Below are 18741 nucleotides of genomic sequence, written 5' to 3' on the forward strand. Positions count from 1 at the left end.
CGAAAATCTAGCAAATCGGCATATTTTTCGCGGTTACTTCTTTTTTCTCGGGTTGCAAATAATAGTGCTCATCGCTCTTAAAGATACGGAAGCACTAACGACAATTGAAAAGGCAATTAAGTTAGCAAGCATCCGATGACAAAATAAGTAAAAATATTTCATCCATTGTGCGGAATGTCATAGCAGGAACACGTCAAAGGCCAACTTTTGAAGATGCAGTAAGGTAGAATAAAATCTCAGTGATCTACTCAACTCCACCTTTGCTTACATAACTATCCAGTTCTTTATTTACCTCATCCAGCAATTGTTTTTCGGTAGGCAGATAAAGCTCGTATTGACTAGCAACGATCTGTTTTTGTTCTTCGGGAAGGGTAAATTTCACGACCGCATCATTTTTACTCGCACAAAGTAAAATACCAATCGTGGGATGCTCATGTGGGAGCTTTTCAATACGATCGTAGTAATTGACATACATTTGCAATTGACCTATATCCTGATGTGTTAATTTATGTGTCTTGATTTCAATGATCACAAAGCTTTGCAATAGACGATTGTAAAAAACTAAATCAACAAAGAACTCATCGCCTTCAATATGTATACGTTTTTGGCGGGCAACAAAGGAAAAGCCATTCCCTAATTCCAGCAAAAACTCCTGCAGATGGGTGATAATAGCGCCTTCAAGGTCTTTTTCATAATACGCACTCTCTCGCTTCAAACCTAAAAACTCAAGTACCATTGGATCTTTGATGATCTCTTTCGCATCGGAAGGCATCTTCTCTTTTTTTGCAACAGCCAACACGCTTTCTTTATCGTTACTAAGTAATAGGCGTTCATATAAATTACTAAAGACCTGTCGTTCCAACTGCCGTGATGTCCAGTTATTTTTAATGGTTTCGGCGATATAAAACTCCCGTTGCTCTTCTGTGTCAAGCCGCATCAATAAGCGGTATTGTGTCCAGCTCAATTGCGAACGCAGTGCGTTCGCAATTGGAAAAACACGAAAGAACTGTCTAAACAATTCAACTTGTCTTCTCGAAAACCCGCTACCATATTCGGGTTCTAATTCTTTGGCGATATATCCAGTCAGATATTTTCCATAATCGGCCCTATCCTTACCTTGTTGCTCCTGTTCAAAAATACGTTTGCCGATATGCCAATACATCAATGTACGCTGATGATCTACCGCACGAATAGCATTGTCTTTAGATTTGGAAATAATCGCCTTTATGTCCAATATTAAAGTTTGATCCGATAACATAATTATCTATTTAATTGGTATTACTTCTGTAAGTGAATAGTACAAACATAACTAAATATAGATTAAAATACTAATTATTTTAGTAAAAAATTATTTTCAAATGCTCATCGTTAAGCCTAGAAATATACCTTAAAAACCTATTAAACAACAATTAACAGAAGCATTACTCCCAGCATCCCTTCCCCAGACACATTAAATAAGTCAATCGTTTAACAAGCTGATATAGCCGCGATATCATATAGTTTAATTAACTTCACCTTACTAGAAGAAAAGTAAATGAAAATAGCTGAAAAATATTTATCAAGCTTAAAAAAGGCTTACTATGACAACAATGGTGAGGAAACTTGGGATCATTTTGACCGGATAAAACATGGGGTAAACAAAACGGATATGGAGAATCTCAAAGAGATATTTCCAGATGTCCCTCAAGCACTCGTAGAACTGCTTGAGTATGTTGATGGAACCTATTGGAGAACCTATGCCGACGAAGAAATTGCCTTCTTCTTTCTAGGATCTGACGTAAATGAATATCCCTATTATCTGCTTTCCGCCAAAGAAATGGTAGATAATCAACATATCGCGTACACATATTATGCGGATTATATTGACCGAAAATATGAGCATGTGGAGATTGATCCCAAAATCACGGATAAATCAGAGCGCATACAATGGCTTCATTTTTCAGATTGTATGAACAATGGTGGCACATCACAGTTATTCGTAGATTTCAGTCCTTCAGAAAAAGGTAAAAAAGGCCAAGTAGTACGTTTCCTACACGATCCTGATGAATTTCGCGTTATCGCAGATAGCTTTGATGAATATCTCCTGCTGCTGATTGACAACAAATATAACTTCGTGAATGAGGAAGATATGTATTAGAAATAAGTTTTATGTTGTATCAGATGGAGGGGAAACCAATAATTTGATATTGTAAATTTAATAATTTCAAAAATGAATACTCAAATATACGGCAAAATCTAGGTGGTATGGATTACCTATTTTACTTGATAATCTTTCTTTTATTTTTTTGTGTACCATGTCTATTTGTCTATTTTCTCTACTGGATCTTGAAAAAATCCAACCGAAAAAAAACTGGCATCATTGCTTCGATAGTTTTGGTCTTATCCTTTCTTTTGTTCACTTCATACATCATCTTCGACGACCTATTACTTTCTAAATCCGAAGCAAGAGAAATACTAAAAGAACATCAGATTGTACTAAACGATGATTTCGAGGTCACTTTCAACCAAAGCGGTGGTTTTAGAGACTATACACATAAATTTGAACTGTCCATCTCCGAGAAAGATAAACGAACATTTATTGAAGGGAGAATTTGGGATGATAAACCGGATGAACGAATACAGGTTCACTCGCAATTAGTGGACAGGTATGAAGGTGATACATTGAGGGCTAATTATACAAACGGTAAGTATATCTATTCTATGTACCGTCCCAATGGAAAAGGAATAGTACCCACCTTCGTACAGATCAGTGTGCTAAAAGATACAAATACACTTACATACGAGGAGATTTTAGATTAGATCTTTTGATTCCTTCGCTTATGAAAAATCATCTTCCATATTTTTCTTTGATTTCATTAGATAATCATACATGGTATAAATCTTCATTATTTTTTAAAAAAATTGACACTTTTTGATTAGATTATAAATATTAGAGTTTAAATCATAGCTTTAGTAAGACTTTTCTCAATTCTCAAATGACAGATCTTAGGTTAAAATATCCCATCGTTCTTATCCATGGTACAGCAGCCAGAGATAACAGTCTATTTTGGGGAAGAATTCCAAAGGCTTTTAGAGACAACGACATTCGGTTTTATTACGGAAAAACAGATGGCTGGGCTAATGTTTCCAATAACGCACAGATGTTAAAAGCAAATCTGTTGAGGCTTGTAGAAACAACGAAGGCTGAAAAATTTAACCTGATCGCTCATTCCAAGGGCGGAATAGACGCTCGGCACTTTATTTCAGCACTAGGTGGACATGAAATAGTCGCATCTCTAAGTACGCTATCAAACCCACATTTGGGCACACCAATAGCAGACTATTTAATGGAAAAACATCTATATGGAGACTCCATTACAAAAAAACTTGTACAACGGATTTCATTCTTACTTGGTGGCCAATCGCCTAATCCTACTGAATTGATACGGGATCTAAGCGTAAAAGAAATGCAAACTTTCAATCAGTCCAACCCCAATAGGGACAGTGTATATTATCAGAGCTTTGCATCAACAATGAATACCGCTCAGGACGATTTGTTATATGCTCTAACCTTTAAATACCTAACACGGATCGCTGGTGAGATCAACCAAAGGTATGAAAACAAGTTATCTATTGCTGATTCTGTTCCTAATCGCTCATAAATTAAAAAAAGATTCTGCTATATATTTATAACGGTATAAATACAAATACCGTTTTGGATAAAATAAAAATGTGATGCAGCAAAATTATATTCTTGTCAGAAAAAAAGCGTATCTTAATTATAAATCACAGCCACATGAAACGCTTATATATCCTATTTGGTTTTGCATTATTATTTTCTGCAACAATAATCGCAAAAGCCGGTCTTTCCCCTGATAAAAATTATTCTAAACAATTGACTGATACGCTTTCAGACAATATCAGAAAGTACATCACACAATTAGCAGTTTCGGACGGTCTAGATAAAAGCTCCATTAAAATAAAAACTGATAGCTGGGGAGGGGTAACCGTCTCAGACAACTGGGGTAAAAGTATCAAATACAGTAAAGACCACTGGGACGGATATACAAAAACGGATAACAGTGGGCATAAAACATCGATAAAACAGGATTTTTCCGGCAATATTGTCGTAAAATATAACAAGGGAAAGGAAACCACAGTCAGAAAAAATATTAATGGTGATTTTGATATTCCTCAACAAGACAGGAGCCCGTCCACTGCTTCCATAAATACCCTCGATAATTTGGAGATCCGTGACAGCCACGGCAACCTCACTACTGTTTCAAAAAATGCCACAGGCGGCTTAGAAATTCGCGACAGCCAAGGAAATAATAGTAGAGTATCAAAGGATGTTTTAGGAAACCTTACAATTGAAAGTAACACTGGTAAACGTACAACCATTAGAACCGACATATTAGGAGGAAAAACGATTGAAGACAACAAGGGAAATCGTGTTTCTGTACGAAAGGATATATTTGGAAATTATGAAGCCAGTGACAATAACGGAAACCGCGCATCTATAAAAAAAGACATTTTTGGAAAAGTAATCATTGATGATCCAAAAGGGATCTTGGAAACTGTAAAACTTCAACTGATCGAAGATTTATTGCAAAAATAAAAGCTATCATGCTTCACAACATTTTAGTCTGTTAATTTGAGTATCCGAGATATGAACAAGAAATTTCTGCAAAACCAATATAACAGTCAAATAAAACTTATCAGAAAAATCATTAAGTTCTGGAACTTAATACCTAGTGCACCATTGGATGAATTTGATCCATTGGCCCATAATTTATAAAACACTTATAAGAGGGGGCTGATAGAACGAAAATCAAGCGATTATCGCGAGCGATCTTGTTGTAAGATATAGATTTTTCAACCATGAAATAGATGCAGAATCATTTGCCAATGAAATCATGGATTGGTGGTATGATTAGATTATTCATTAATTAGATGAATTGGTATATTTGAACTTGAATTTGACGGCATTTAACCACCTAATTTCTGACAATAGAAATAATATCCAGACTGGGAAATGAGAATTTTATTTATTTGGACATGTATGCTCGGGATTTTCGCTTGTAATAGCTCTAAATCCCAATCTTACAAAATTCCTTTAGAAGAGATCGAAGGAATGTTTTCTAAAATGAAAGCAAATGGAGTATATACGGATACAATATTGCTTTGGGGGTATTTTTTCACCTCAGATAGAAAAGATCATTTCGATCAAATCACCAAAGAACTTAAAAAACAGAATTTTGAATTTGTAGAAATTTTTCAGGCTGATGATAAAAGCTATTGGTTGCATCTGGAAAGAAAAGAGATCCACAATGCAAAAAGCCTATTCGAACTGGACAAAGAGCTCTATAAAATAGCTGATAAATATAAAACTACTTATGATGGTTTCGATGTCGGAAATATAAACAAAGGTCAACCAATACAACGGGATACCTACACAGTACCCGAAGAATTTAAAACTACTGATTATTCAAAAGACAATCTTCCTTATTTACTGGTTGGAAATACGGCTTTTGATAGATTCCCTCATAAAGCAGAATTTTGTCACTTTGTAAAAGTAACGACAGCTTTTGTCGGCGATGCTTCAAAGACAATGCTGCCAACGGATGAGGAACTTAATGAATTAGACCAATTTGAGCATACTATTGAAAAGTACCTAAAAGAAAATAACATCAAATGTTACTATATTTTTCGAGATACACACAGAGGAATAAGAAATTTTTATATTGTAACAAATGACAAAATAGGTACGACGAAAGTTTTCAACAGCATAAAGGATTCAAAAAAAATAAGAGAATTTAACTATGAAATTTCAACGGACAAAAACTGGGACTTATATCATGATTTCAGAAAGAAAATCCCAAATGAATAAATGTCCTCAAACAACAAAGATCACATCAGAAAGTCGCGACTTCCTCCAACAAAGGCTGCCAGTCAAAACCGAACGGCATAGCGATCAGCTTCCCGCCCGGTGTTAAAATATACTTGCTTGGATACCCTCTGACTTGAAAGCTTTTTTCCACCCGACCGTCTGACATTAGCACCGGTATGATATAATTGTTTTTAGCAAGAAAGTTTTTCACTTTATCTTCGGTATCTCTACATGCAATACTCATAAAACCAATTTTGTCTCCTCTTGATTTATCAGTCTTCAAGTGCTCATAAAAACTATTGAGTTTAGGCATCTCTGCTACACATGGACCGCACCAAGTACCCCAAAAGTCAACCAATGTCCATTTACCTTTCAGGTCAGCCTTTGCGATTTTGCTGTTCTCCAGATTCGCCAAAGCAAAATCTGGCGCATCGGGCAATTGAGGAACAACCTTCTGAATGAAAAACTCACTAAATTTCTGTTCTGGATAGTAATGTTGATAAAAATCACGCAAGCCCTTATAGCTTGTTCCCTGAACGGTCAAAAATTCATCAATATATTTCTGTAGAGCAACATCTTTCTTACCACCTGCGGCCAATTCAGTAAGATAATCTTCCGCATAGCTTTTCTTAGATTTCAAAAACATAATATCGTAGGACGAGTTGTACGCAGTTTCCGCCTGATTTTTTGGTGAGTACAGAGCCGCTTTCTCCAAATAGTTCAGGGCTTCTTCCTTATTGCTTTTATTGGTCATTTGGTAGGCCAAATAGTTCGCTGTAGCAAGATGTGCGCGGGTTATATTTCGATGCTCGGTCTTATCGACATTATAAAGCACTGTTAATCTTGAAATAATATCCCTTAGCAATTGATGGGTATAGTCCGGATGTACATTAGCCAGCCGCTGGCAAGCCAACAGCGCATATCTCCCAACGTTTCCATTGATCCAATAAGCATCGTTAAGGTTCATTAACTCTTCAAGCAACTTTTTAGCTTGTGACAGATTATCTGCCTGTTGTATAATCCGTTGCCCCAAAATCATCGGATAGGTATATTGCTTCTCAATTTCAGAAAAATGATTTATTAATAAATCGGCTTGTTCTTCAGAAGACAATACTCCTCTGGCAGCTGGACGTCCCAACTGTTGATATAACATATTCTGGATCCAATCATATCGTTTTTCCTTCTCCAGTAAAGGTACTACGACTATAAACTTATCCCCTGATATGACACCATTGTAGAGAAAGTTTGAAAGATGATGTGTACCCGAAAGCAAGTTGAGAGGTACATCGTTCAAACTCAGATCATATAATTTATGGTTTTTAATCCGCTGAAGTAGATCTAACTTTCGCTGTACGAATGTCCTATCATTCGAAAAAATAGCCTCATTTTTAGTGATGTAATTCATTACCTTCACACTATCAATTGCCTCGCCTGTATAAAGTGCCTTACTAACAAAACTACCTGACAGCAATATCTCCGCATAGGCTTGATCGTAAGTACTGGATACATTCGTATCCAACAGTTGCATAATAGTGGTAGTGATAAATGAACGATTATCTTGGATATACTCACTTCTTCGTGAAAGCATAATAGGCTGAAATGTCTTCTTATCAACTACAAGCTCTCCATCCGAAAGACCTGATGTATCCCTAAAAGTTAGGTACAAATTTTTCTTATCGTCTTTAATTAATTGATAACGTTCGCTTTTGACGAGTATAGGTCCAGATTGGAGTCTCTTTATGAGATCATTGTCTAGATACTGGTAATTTAGCTTGTTACAAAGGAACCCTGCTCCTACCGTAACATTGTTCCTTACCATTTCTGCGGCGTCATCTGATAACTGCCAGTTCCTGGCCTTTGACAGGATCTCTTTTCTAAGTGAAGAAGTGTCGACAGCGGTCTCTTGATGTTGTAAATTGAATCGAATAGGCTGTTGTAAGTTCATCAAAATATCAACGAGTTTACTCGAAGATAAAATATTCTGATTACTGTCAGGATGAAAACTGGAAAAGACAAAAGAAAAATAAGGATCCTTGTATTCTACAGCTTTAATCGTTATTTCTGAGGGGAAGTCTTTTTTCGAAGCTGATTTGTTAGCCGACAATGTAAAATAGGTTGATTTGGATTGTATAAGCTTCCCTTCGGACTTGGATTCCTCGGTTATCTTATAATTAACGCTCTTTTGGCCGAAACACACAGAATGCAGCAAAAGAAATACGAATAATATTCTTCTCATCAACAAATAGTTTTACATGGTTATCTCTAAAATTAATAAAAATTCCATATCGATACAAGATATGCTCCAATTAAAAATATATAGAGCAAAATACCACTCAACTATTCTTCAGCTCTTTGGGTGAATAACCAAAATATTTGGTAAAAGCTGTCGTAAAATGCTGCGGATAGCTATACCGTAATAGCTTGGAAACCTCATTGACGCTGTATCCCCTCTCTTTTAGTAAAATGAAGGCTTTTTCCATTTGCAGTTTGCGCAGATATTGTGCGATCGAACAGCCCTCATATTTTTGGAAGCCTGCATTGAGCACTTTTATTGACACATTAAATAATTCTTCAACTTCTTTCAACCGAATATTTCCGATTTCTTGCTGCGCAATCCAGTTTTTGACCTGTATGATCTTCTCATCATTTGAAAGACTCGTAACTTTAGGCGCAACCAGTTGATACTCTTCCAGACAGGACAGTATTAATAATAATAACTCGTCAATCTTGATCCTATAAAAACTTGATTTTAAAACACTATGCAGATTGCAACTCAAAAGACTATACAACAGTTGTTTAATATCCGCCCGGATTGGTAGGGCATCACGAAACAGGAGCGCGGGTTTATTGATTTTGAGCTGGTCAACAAATGCCGCATACCCTGGAAACTTCCGGTATACCTCTCGTTCAAACCAAGCCTTGTCAAACATGATATCGACACATTTACGGTTCTTTTTATAATGCAACTTACCATTGACGCGAGGTAGATAAAACAGATTGAAACAATCCTCATGAATTTCAATCGTGATATCTTCATCGGTATACTTTGAGTATCCTTCCAATTCAAACTGTACTTTAAATACACCGTCTTCCAACAAAACAGGCACAGTAACAGGATGACTAACTTCAGCTGAAGAATTAATGATGATAAAGTCATCATTAATAATAAAACGTTCCTGAATAGGAATATTATAAAAATTTACCTTGAAAAAGCATTCGCTAAAATCGTTTTCCTGATACACCATTTTTTGCTTATTCCGCAAATACTTGAGATTATATCGTTCCTTTAGTGGTTTCATATGCAATTTCTCTTAAGGTAGCAAAATCGTAGGTTTTCAAATCCATATTTCGTAGAAAACTGTGTGAAATTAGGGATAATTTTGCCGTTGTTAATAATTAATCTAAATACAAATGAATAAATCCTACTATATTATATTTCTATTTGTTGTCTTCGCACAGTTGTCCCATGCGCAATCCAGCAAGGTTCTCGTACGTATTCTCGACTTTTCATATAACCCCGTCCCTACTGCTTCAGTAAAGGTAATGGAAAACAATCAAGAATTAGTAACAGACAAGAACGGTCGGGTGGAATTGGAGTTTACAGAATTCAAACCTTACACTTTGTTGATTCGTTACAACAACGATAGTTATGAAGAGAAACTATCATTCAATGGTTTAAAACAATATACTGTCTATATCGGAAATAAACATCATCTTTTGGATGAGATTACCGTCAGTGCTTCAATGAAATTTGCCGAAAAGCAAACCAACACAGTAGGTAAGGTCGAACAGGAAAACTTAGAAACCTCACAAACTTATAATATTATTCCTAGTGAATTGCTCAAGGAACGTTCAGTGACTGATATGAAAGGTGCGTTGCTAGCTGCACCTGGTATTGCCAATGTAACAAATGGCTTAGGTGCAGGCGGGTTCACCGTAATCGCGCGGATGCGTGGTTTTTCCACGGGTGCAGGCTCATTACGAAACGGCTATCGGACCAGTACAACGACGATGGCTGACCTCGCTAACATAGAAGCTATCGAGGTCATTAAAGGCCCTGCGGGCACGCTATTTGGAAGTAGCACAGAGATCTCTTATGGTGGAATGATCAATTTGGTGACCAAGAAACCCAAGCCATATACTTTTGGTGATGTGAGTTTGAGCTACGGTGCCTATGATCTAAGCCGATTGACGCTTGATTTCAATACTCCTGTCAATGATAGTAAAACTGTATTATTTCGTGTGAACGGTGCATTCCAACGTGGGAAGACCTTCCAAGATTTTGGATTAGACAACACCACTTTCATTGCCCCTGCCCTCCGCTTTCTAGTCAACGATAGGTTGACCTTAAATATCGAAGCTGAATTAAGTCAGAACGAGCGTAACATGATTGCTGTAGGCTATCTTCCTAAAGGATTCAATAGCTTGAAGGATTTCAACTGGGATGTCAAGAAATCATTCTCCTCCAATGACCTGACCATGAAATCCAATGTCCTGAATATGCTGGCCACAGCAGACTATAAAATGTCCGATCATTGGAATTCACAAACTGTAGTATCCAGTGCGAATACAACGAACAAATCGGATTATCTATTTGTAGTTCCCTTGACACAAGATACGATTGGGCGAAGAATTATGCGTATCCCCAGCCATTTTGTTTCCACCAGTTTACAACAAAATTTTGTTGGCACCTATACGGGCGAAAACTGGAGAAATAAAGTATTGATTGGTGTAGACTACAACAACGACAAGTATCTCACGACGCGTAAGATGCTGAATTTTTATGACAAGGTAGACCGCTTTGGAACCACACCTACGATCAATATGTCCAAAGTTGAGACAATGTTTGGTTCTGCGGCAGAAAGTGAAATCAATACAAAATTTCAGACTTATGGTGTATACCTCTCAAATGTGTTCAGTCTGAACAATCGCCTTCACCTGAATGCAGGACTACGTATGGACAGCTATAAAAATTTAGTATCTGATTTTGAAGAAACTTATTTTTCACCAAAATTTGGTGCCGTTTATGAGGTTCTTTCAGATCAGCTTTCCCTATTTGGGAATTATACCAACGGTTTCAACAACGGCTATTTAATGATCGAGAGTGTGCAATTCAATGCTGCAACGATCAAGCCGCAGGAGGCCAATCAATATGAATTCGGTTTTAAATACGAACTCTTTAATAAAAAGCTACATGGTAATGCCTCTTACTATAATATCAACGTAAAGAATGTACCTTTCTCTGTTGTAGCTGAAAATGGCAAGACATCGACCGTTCAGAATGGCAAACGACTAAGTCGTGGATTCGAGTTTGACATTACGGCCAATCCATTTGCAGGCTTTCACCTCATTTTGGGATACGGCTATAACGACTCCAAATTTACCGAAGGTGATGAAAAGACCATAGGCAATAGACCTCAAGGCACCCCATTTAATGTAGGCAACTTCTGGACGAGCTATAGCATTCAATCTGGACATCTGAAAGGGTTTGGGCTAGGGATTGGTGGTAACTATTCCGATGGTTTTTATGGAGACGATTTCAATACCTTTAAAATGCCAGGCTACTTTTTGTTGGACGCCAATCTTTTTTACGAAAGGGATCAGTTTAGGGTAAGCTTAAAAGGCAACAACCTAACAAATGTACATTATATGACTACCAATTTCTGGTTGTATGCACAACCTACAAGAACTATTTTGGGAACTGTATCTTATAGATTTTAAGTTTCTATGAACGCTTATAAGAAAAAAGAAAAGAAGAAAAGCACGTTATTACGCTTGGTCGGTTGGTTACACCTCTGGCCAAGTGTGGTATCGGGCTTGGTTGTGTTTTTTGTATGTCTAACAGGAACCATTATCGTATATTCGGATGAGATCATCGAAGCATCTGCAGGATCAGCAAAGTATATTACACCAAACACAGGAAAAAAGCTAACATTAGAACAACTGCTGGAGATACAGAAGAAAGAAATACCAGGGATCTTACCATCCTATGTCCTTTATTACAATGCCCCCGACCGTAGTGTTATAATCAACGGTTTCGACCCCAAGAATATCCGGCTATCGATGATCTACATGAATCCATATACCGGTGAGATCCTGAAATACGACAAGACTATTCATTTTTTCTTTATTATGGCACATCTGCACGCCCATATGAAGTTAGGATCTATTGGGGGTTGGATTGTCATTTTATCGACCATTATTTTCGTCATTAGCACATTAACGGGGTTAATTCTTTGGTGGCCCAGACGTTGGACCAAAACCACCCGAAAAGCCAGCTTTACCGTACGATGGAAAGCCAAATTCAAGCGATTTAACTATGACATCCACAATGTTTTTGGCTTCTACTCCTTAATTTTATGTTTTATACTTGGGATGACCGGATTAATTATTTTCTTTCAGCCCATGATGAACCTGACAATGAAATCTCTCGGGGCTACCGCTGTCGATTGGCATCATGACCTCCCAAAAGCGGATAAGACCAAACATTTTATAGATGCTTTCCCGCTAATGGATCAACTATTTAAAGCACAACCACAGAAAAAAGTGATCAAATATTGGGTATATGATTACAAAAAATCAGGTGTATTTGCCTTCAATGTTGCAGATCGAGCGGGCTTGAAAAGTGACGAAAACAATTATACTTATTACTTTGACAAATATTCCGGATCCCCCTATCTTATAAAAAAAGAAGAGCATATGCACAATAAGGTGGAGAATTGGGTATGGCAGCTCCATATGGGACAATGGTTTGGTCAGATTGGGAAGCTTTCTACCTTTATGGCCGGACTCATCAGTACAACGTTGCCCATCACTGGTTTCTTAATCTGGTGGGGCAAACGAAGAAAAAACAAAGCTAAAAATACAACGGGTAACTTTATCCGCTAATGAACATGCTCTTGAGTCTGTAGAATAAATGCAATGTCTAGCTTATCGTAACGCTGCCCCTTATTGGGACACTAACTAGTTTTTATTGCTCGATATCTATTCCTGAACATTAACCAATTTATTAGCATTGTACCTATAGGGACAGGAATTATCAAAAAAATACGATCTAAGCTCAGGTCAGTATTCTGAATATTTATCTTTTGCATATTCAAAGAGCTACCCCTAGCTTATAAAGTATCACATATCAACTATATTTTTTTATTCTAATGGCATATTGAACCCACAAAACAAGTAATTATCTAAAGTTGTTATATCAATTACCGCTACCCCACAAGATAACTACGCAATAAATCTGCGTGCTCATTTATCTAAAGCCATTTTATTTTCGAAATAAAAAAAATAACAATCTAATAGTCAGATAAATAAAAATTAATCACACATTAACCTCTTATTGCGCACATATAACGCGTAGGTCAGCTTGCAATTTTGTAATGTCAGTTCAGAATAGTCTGGCACAAATGTTTAACGATAATGCAATGATTATGAAATTCAACTTCCTTAACACTAAAAAACAGCTGGTTACGAATCATGAAAAAGCAAAGGCTTATCTCATGACACCAGAACTGGAATTGTATACTACGGTAGTCACAACTGGATTGAATGATTCATTTTATGAAAGCGGCAACAATAGATTAAATCGAATCAAGGAACTGGTCATGACATGCGAATCGACATTTGTTGCCAAACTGGCCATCTACGCACGTACAGTGATGAACTTAAGATCCATCCCGATAGTACTAGCTGTCGAATTAGCGAAGAAAGCCTCTGGGGAGTCGATCGTTAGTAAAGCAGTGAGCCGGGTAGTATTGCGTGCTGACGAGATAACGGAACTTCTGGCCTATTACCAGATTGCAAATAACAGAAATGGAGCGAAAAAGTTAAGTAGACTTTCCAAGCAAATCCAAAAAGGTCTTGTAGCCTCCTTTAACAGATTTGATGAATACCAGTTTGCAAAATATAACAGGGAAGGTGAAATTAAGTTAAAAGATGCGCTGTTTCTTGTACACCCTAGCCCTAAGAACGATCAACAGCAGGCTATTTTTGACAGGATCGCAGCGGATAATCTTTCGACCGCCTATACTTGGGAAACGGAACTTTCTAAATTGGGTCAGGAAAATTTTGATAACGCCCTAACCAAATCTGATGCTTTCGCCAGAAAATGGGAAGAGTTGATCGAAAGTAAAAAAATGGGTTACATGGCCTTGCTCAGAAATCTTCGTAATATACTGGAGGCTAGCGTGTCCGTCCAACATGTCTTGATGGTCTGCAATTATCTATCGAATGAGCAAGCGGTACTCAAATCTAGACAACTTCCGTTCAGGTTTCTTTCAGCTTATAGAGAGTTGAAGACGCTAAAATCGGGCTTAACCTCAACTGTATTGACAGCATTAGAAGATGCTACGTTATGCAGTGCCAGAAATATAAAAGGTTTCGGTTTTGAGACTTCGGTTGTAATTGCCTGTGATGTTTCAGGATCCATGCAAAAGCCTATTTCGGCAAAAAGTACGGTTTTACTGTATGATGTGGGCTTAATGCTAGCAATGCTATTACAGTCACAGTGTAAAGATGTAACAACAGGGATATTCGGTGATACATACAAGATAATCAATATGCCTAAACATCGGGTGCTGACGAATGTAATGGAATATTACAAACGAGAAGGTGAAGTGGGTTATTCGACAAATGGATACCTGGTCGTGGAAGATCTAATCCGTAGAAAAAAGATCGTGGATAAAGTAATGATATTTACTGACTGTCAATTATGGGATAGTAACTATAATGGTAATTCTTTGGAGAAGTCATGGAATAATTACAAAAGTTTAGCTCCCAAGGCGAAACTCTACCTATTCGATCTGGCGGGATACGGAAAACAGCCCATAGATGTTAAACAAAATGATGTTTACCTGTTAGCAGGCTGGTCGGATAAAGTGTTTGATATACTTTCTGGCATGGACAATGCACTATCCGCTGTCGAACAGATCCATCAAGTTGAAATATAAGATCATCCCGTAGTAATTTGGCTGCGGGATTAATAAAAGGAATAAAATAAGCAAGTGTCGTAGAAGAGAGTTACTTCGCATTTGGGTTGCCCGTGTCACAGGTTCGAGCCCTGTCTCTATAGGTATATAGAGTAGCTCAGTTGGTTAGAGCAGGAAAAACAGTCTCTTTTCGTTAGTTACCTTGCTTTATGATAAAATTGGATAAGTGCCGTAGAAAAGAGTTACTTCGGTCCAATGGCAGGTTCAAACCCTGCTTCCGATAAGTTCTAGATAGATGATATCGAAAACGTCGGAAAAGACTCTTTTTGTCAGTTGCCTTTCTGATTCTAAACAGAATGCCGTAAACGATAGTTACTTCGTCACCGTTAAGGGGAGGAATAATGAAGTTGTAAATTCAACAAGATTATCCGGTTCGAATCCGGCAATGACTAGCCCTCACTATTGTTGCTTTTTGCTTCTGTTTTTTAAACTAGAAATTTGTCAAGTACAATGTATTCTCTTACATTGTACTTTTGATGGCAAGTCCTCCCAAAAGACCGGATATATTAGATTCACCACGAATGAAGTTAACGGACAAAATAGATTTTATACCGCTGATTGAACTTCCTACCATAAAGGGAGTCCAAAGCAATATAGTACCTGATTGAACTTCCTTTACGAATACGAAAGAATGGGATCTATATCAAGAAAATGAATTAAAGAAAAACTATATTGATATCCCCTGTCCAATCGCAACAGGAATTTATCAATATAGACTTTTTGACATTGAAGTTTTCGATTAGAATCAGTCCTCGAATAATTTAAGATTTCCAAAAGAAGATTAAAATTCCTAAAATTGCATTCTCATTTTGACTAGATCAGTTTCGATAAGTCTAACATTAACTTATCTCTTCTGTAGATCTCGGCATAAGGAAATTAGTCAAAACTGTTGCTACAGCGGAGTTAAAATTAAAATGTAAATAATAAGATGAAGAAGGTTATATTTTTTCTATTACTGATACCTTTCTGGGCAAGTGCTCAGGAGCAGAATATCCAAGACTTTATAATAAAAGAGAATCTTTCAAAAAACGGAAAACTTGCGGTCGTCGCTTTGGATTCTATTGGCAATACCAATGAGACTATCAATGGAAACTACATGTTTACCATTAACGGTTTCTCTCAGGCGCTCCAATTTCACGATGGTGTAGCTGTTCCAAATCAAAAAATCGAATCGTCTACCTTTGTATTTTTTAATCACAAAAACCAAGAGAAATCTAAAGGTCGCCTGTTTTATATTTATAAGACTGATAATGGGCTTTCTCCCTTTGCCATCAGTGGATTGATGTTTTTGATCATCCCTGCTATTGTGTTAGGTATCGCCTACATGTTTAAAAAAGTAATCATGACAGCCATTGCACTGGCAATCGTTTTCTTTATCTTCAATCACTCACAAGGATTAGATTTAAGCAAGATCTTTGAGTCAATTTTCTCCAGTCTAAAGAATCTCTTAGGCTAGGGCTAGCATTCAATATCAATACATCAAAGTCGTAATCTAGGTTTGTGAGCTTTTTATAAAAAATAGTGTTCCCTAGAACGGCATACCAATCCCAAAATTGTATTGTATAAAATTATAACGGTCCGGTTTATGGGTCTGATAATATTGCTCCTTAAATTCTTTAGAATCAAAGAAATTCTTGATGACCCATTGATTGCTTCCTGAAAACTGTGGGTCTTTTACCTTTAATCCTGCATCCAGACGGATCACAAAGTAATCTGAATCAAAGCGTAGTCCAAAACCAGTACCAATGGCTACCTGTCCCAAAAACTTGTTGAATTTAAATTCGCCGCCAGGATTTAAATCGTCATCTTTTTTTAGCCGCCAGACATTCCCCATATCAACGAATGTTGCTCCGTTCATCTTGGCTCCCAAAAAATTATTTAAAATGCGAAATCTATACTCAGCATTAGCTTCCAATTTAATCTCTCCCAACTGATCTAAATTCCTTAGATTCAGACGAAGATCTTCGCTCAAATTTTGCCTATTGTATGCGCCAGGCCCTAGGGTTCGTGCTTGCCAAGCCCGTATACCATTCATCCCTCCACTATAAAAACTCTTTTCAAATATCAGTAACTTCGAATTGTTACCATACGGAATTGCGATCCCTGGATTAAAGCGGAAAACAAATTGTCTATTTCCGCCAAGGTTACGGTACAAACGATAATCAAATTCGGTTTTCGCATATTGCAAGAACGGTACTCCAAAGATTTTTTTCTCACCATCGGCATTTGCCGGTAGTTTAGCAATACTACTGATCAGATCCAACACATTACCACTGACGTCCACTGTTCCACGGAAATATTGAAAATCTTCCTTGCTCGTCAGCTTTTTCCCGTTCAGAATAAAGGTATATTGCGTTCCCAATCCGAAATATTGACGGTCATTACTACGTACATACAATTGATACCCTTCCTGTTCGAGATTTTTTCGAAAATTTGAATCTAACCTCCCATCCCGATATTCCAATACTATCGGGGTAAAGCTATGATATTTGTTCTCTGTTTCATACCAGGAGTAATTCAGTGAAGTAATAAAATAGCGGTTGGAATAAGTACGATCCTGATCAAACAACTGAAGAGTCATCGAATATGTTGTTTTTGGTAAACCAAATTTCCCACCTGGATTAATATGGAAAGGTACCATGAGTCGTGGAATTACTAAATTGACACCCGCCTGAAAATCATTATTGAATATCTTACTCGAAAGCCCCCCTGCCAAACGAGGATCAAATAGCACACCATACCGCAACTTAACCTCCAATTGCTCAGAGCCACCAAAAATATTACGCTGTGAAAACGTATTTCCGATATTAAAACCACTCATCCCCGAACTAAAAGTATACTCTCCTTCGATCTGGTTACCCATTCGTGGTCGCGGGACGAAATCATAATGAACATCGAGTTTATTGGAATCTTTTTTCACAAACTGCACTTTTACAGACCGAAAACCGTTCATCTCATAAAGCCGATCATAAGACTTATTTTCCTCGGCCAACGAATAATAATTTCCCGATCGTAGGTACATATACCTTTCCAATGGTTTCCAGCGAAAGCTATTTGTTTCATCCACAAAAAGAAGTCGTTTTGCAGAATCAGTTATACGGCGAGGTGGTTTCTTTGATATTGCCCCATAATTCCTAATAGTCATATATACACTATCAATTTGATACTTTTTATGTATCGTTGAATCACTGGGATTTTCTATGTTTATTTTTAAATCGATCAAGTTTCCACTCAATGTAGAGTCAATACCGACACGCATATATTGTCTCAAGTAGTCATAATATCCATTATTACGCATAACAAGATATAACTTTTCCCGTTCCTCCAGCAATTTGGCTGCATCATATTGTGAATTAGGCTTGACTTTAGTTTTTGGTAGGATATCCCGATCAAATAACCATTTGGCATCCCCATCTTCAAATTTACGTTCTATGTTCCTAATTTGATATGCATTTCCTTCATCGACATTAAAATTGATATGCGCTCTTTTTTTGTTAACTGTAATTTCAGGACTGACTTTGACATTAAAATATCCCTTGGTAAACAAAAAACGTCTGATCTGATTAGCGGAAAGGTCAACCATTGCTGAGTCAAGCAAATGTGGTGGTTCGCCAACATTTCGAATTTTCTTGGTCTTATAGCGTCCTTTTGTCGTATTGAAGGTATTGTAAATAAATAGATTGACGCGCGAATTAGGTTTTATCTGATTGGATATATAGGTTTCGGAAGACTCTTTCAATGCTGGTGAAACGCCGGAAATCTGTATTTTTGTAACCAAGGCTTGGTCGTCATCTATATATTTTGAAGATCGGCAAGATGCAAAAAATAGCGTCAAAAGCATTATACTTGCAAATCCGATAAAACGAGGGTACTTAATCATCAATA

At 37.2% G+C, this 18741-nt stretch carries 13 protein-coding genes; 9 read left to right on the plus strand and 4 right to left on the minus strand.

Going from position 1 to position 18741, the window contains the following annotated elements:
- Window positions 1-244: 244 nt before the first annotated feature.
- Window positions 245-1258 carry a YhcG family protein gene (locus tag M2408_RS24475; RefSeq protein ID WP_259187203.1) on the minus strand — a complete coding sequence of 338 codons (1014 nt, stop codon included), beginning with the start codon at window positions 1256-1258 and terminating at the stop codon, window positions 245-247.
- 276 nt (window positions 1259-1534) lie between these two features.
- On the opposite strand from M2408_RS24475, the gene M2408_RS24480 reads away from it, so the two are divergent.
- The 5 genes from M2408_RS24480 to M2408_RS24500 all read left to right on the plus strand — a co-directional run bounded on the left by M2408_RS24480 (window position 1535) and on the right by M2408_RS24500 (window position 5869).
- On the plus strand, window positions 1535-2137 hold the full coding sequence (locus M2408_RS24480; protein WP_259187204.1) for an SMI1/KNR4 family protein: 603 nt from the start codon (window positions 1535-1537) through the stop codon (window positions 2135-2137).
- Between the two features lie 107 nt (window positions 2138-2244).
- Entirely contained in the window at window positions 2245-2799 is a 555-nt protein-coding gene (locus tag M2408_RS24485) for a hypothetical protein (RefSeq protein ID WP_259187205.1), read from the plus strand.
- A 176-nt stretch (window positions 2800-2975) separates the two neighbouring features.
- Window positions 2976-3641: a hypothetical protein gene (locus M2408_RS24490; protein ID WP_259187206.1), complete on the plus strand. Its 666-nt coding sequence runs from the start codon at window positions 2976-2978 to the stop codon at window positions 3639-3641.
- 134 nt (window positions 3642-3775) lie between these two features.
- A complete protein-coding gene (locus tag M2408_RS24495; RefSeq protein ID WP_259187207.1) occupies window positions 3776-4597 on the plus strand; it encodes a hypothetical protein in 822 nt (273 codons plus the stop codon).
- Window positions 4598-5014: 417 nt separating this feature from the next.
- Window positions 5015-5869, plus strand: coding sequence for a DUF695 domain-containing protein (locus tag M2408_RS24500; RefSeq protein WP_259187208.1), 855 nt, complete (start codon window positions 5015-5017; stop codon window positions 5867-5869).
- Window positions 5870-5894: 25 nt separating this feature from the next.
- On the opposite strand, the gene M2408_RS24505 is transcribed toward M2408_RS24500, so the two are convergent.
- Complete coding sequence (locus M2408_RS24505) at window positions 5895-8105, minus strand: TlpA disulfide reductase family protein (RefSeq protein ID WP_259187209.1); 2211 nt, start codon at window positions 8103-8105, stop codon at window positions 5895-5897.
- 97 nt (window positions 8106-8202) lie between these two features.
- Window positions 8203-9168 (minus strand): helix-turn-helix transcriptional regulator, encoded by a 966-nt coding sequence (locus M2408_RS24510; RefSeq protein ID WP_259187210.1) that lies wholly within the window; start codon window positions 9166-9168, stop codon window positions 8203-8205.
- 112 nt (window positions 9169-9280) lie between these two features.
- Here M2408_RS24510 and M2408_RS24515 point away from each other — a divergent pair, with 112 nt between their 5' ends.
- From M2408_RS24515 to M2408_RS24530, 4 genes are all read left to right on the plus strand, one after another.
- Window positions 9281-11590, plus strand: a complete 2310-nt coding sequence (locus M2408_RS24515; RefSeq protein ID WP_259187211.1) for a TonB-dependent receptor — start codon at window positions 9281-9283, stop codon at window positions 11588-11590.
- Between the two features lie 6 nt (window positions 11591-11596).
- Window positions 11597-12757, plus strand: coding sequence for a PepSY domain-containing protein (locus M2408_RS24520; protein ID WP_259187212.1), 1161 nt, complete (start codon window positions 11597-11599; stop codon window positions 12755-12757).
- A 542-nt stretch (window positions 12758-13299) separates the two neighbouring features.
- Window positions 13300-14817, plus strand: a complete 1518-nt coding sequence (locus M2408_RS24525; RefSeq protein WP_259187213.1) for a TROVE domain-containing protein — start codon at window positions 13300-13302, stop codon at window positions 14815-14817.
- Between the two features lie 967 nt (window positions 14818-15784).
- The gene (locus M2408_RS24530) at window positions 15785-16312 is read left to right on the plus strand and encodes a hypothetical protein (RefSeq protein WP_259187214.1); all 528 of its coding nucleotides are present in this window, start codon (window positions 15785-15787) and stop codon (window positions 16310-16312) included.
- 72 nt (window positions 16313-16384) lie between these two features.
- Here M2408_RS24530 and M2408_RS24535 read toward each other — a convergent pair whose 3' ends face one another.
- Complete coding sequence (locus tag M2408_RS24535; protein WP_259187215.1) at window positions 16385-18736, minus strand: BamA/TamA family outer membrane protein; 2352 nt, start codon at window positions 18734-18736, stop codon at window positions 16385-16387.
- Between the last annotated feature and the right edge of the window lie 5 nt (window positions 18737-18741).

This window comes from Sphingobacterium sp. BIGb0165, assembly GCF_024810095.1.
In the GTDB taxonomy this organism is placed as follows: domain Bacteria; phylum Bacteroidota; class Bacteroidia; order Sphingobacteriales; family Sphingobacteriaceae; genus Sphingobacterium; species Sphingobacterium detergens.

Excerpts from the sequence above, each read along its gene's own strand:
- M2408_RS24475 (WP_259187203.1), bottom strand. The coding sequence starts at position 1,258 with ATGTTATCGGATCAAACTTTAATATTGGACATAAAGGCGATTATTTCC.
- M2408_RS24480 (WP_259187204.1), top strand. The coding sequence starts at position 1,535 with ATGAAAATAGCTGAAAAATATTTATCAAGCTTAAAAAAGGCTTACTAT.
- M2408_RS24485 (WP_259187205.1), top strand. The coding sequence starts at position 2,245 with ATGGATTACCTATTTTACTTGATAATCTTTCTTTTATTTTTTTGTGTA.
- M2408_RS24490 (WP_259187206.1), top strand. The coding sequence starts at position 2,976 with ATGACAGATCTTAGGTTAAAATATCCCATCGTTCTTATCCATGGTACA.
- M2408_RS24495 (WP_259187207.1), top strand. The coding sequence starts at position 3,776 with ATGAAACGCTTATATATCCTATTTGGTTTTGCATTATTATTTTCTGCA.
- M2408_RS24500 (WP_259187208.1), top strand. The coding sequence starts at position 5,015 with ATGAGAATTTTATTTATTTGGACATGTATGCTCGGGATTTTCGCTTGT.
- M2408_RS24505 (WP_259187209.1), bottom strand. The coding sequence starts at position 8,105 with ATGAGAAGAATATTATTCGTATTTCTTTTGCTGCATTCTGTGTGTTTC.
- M2408_RS24510 (WP_259187210.1), bottom strand. The coding sequence starts at position 9,168 with ATGAAACCACTAAAGGAACGATATAATCTCAAGTATTTGCGGAATAAG.
- M2408_RS24515 (WP_259187211.1), top strand. The coding sequence starts at position 9,281 with ATGAATAAATCCTACTATATTATATTTCTATTTGTTGTCTTCGCACAG.
- M2408_RS24520 (WP_259187212.1), top strand. The coding sequence starts at position 11,597 with ATGAACGCTTATAAGAAAAAAGAAAAGAAGAAAAGCACGTTATTACGC.
- M2408_RS24525 (WP_259187213.1), top strand. The coding sequence starts at position 13,300 with ATGAAATTCAACTTCCTTAACACTAAAAAACAGCTGGTTACGAATCAT.
- M2408_RS24530 (WP_259187214.1), top strand. The coding sequence starts at position 15,785 with ATGAAGAAGGTTATATTTTTTCTATTACTGATACCTTTCTGGGCAAGT.
- M2408_RS24535 (WP_259187215.1), bottom strand. The coding sequence starts at position 18,736 with ATGATTAAGTACCCTCGTTTTATCGGATTTGCAAGTATAATGCTTTTG.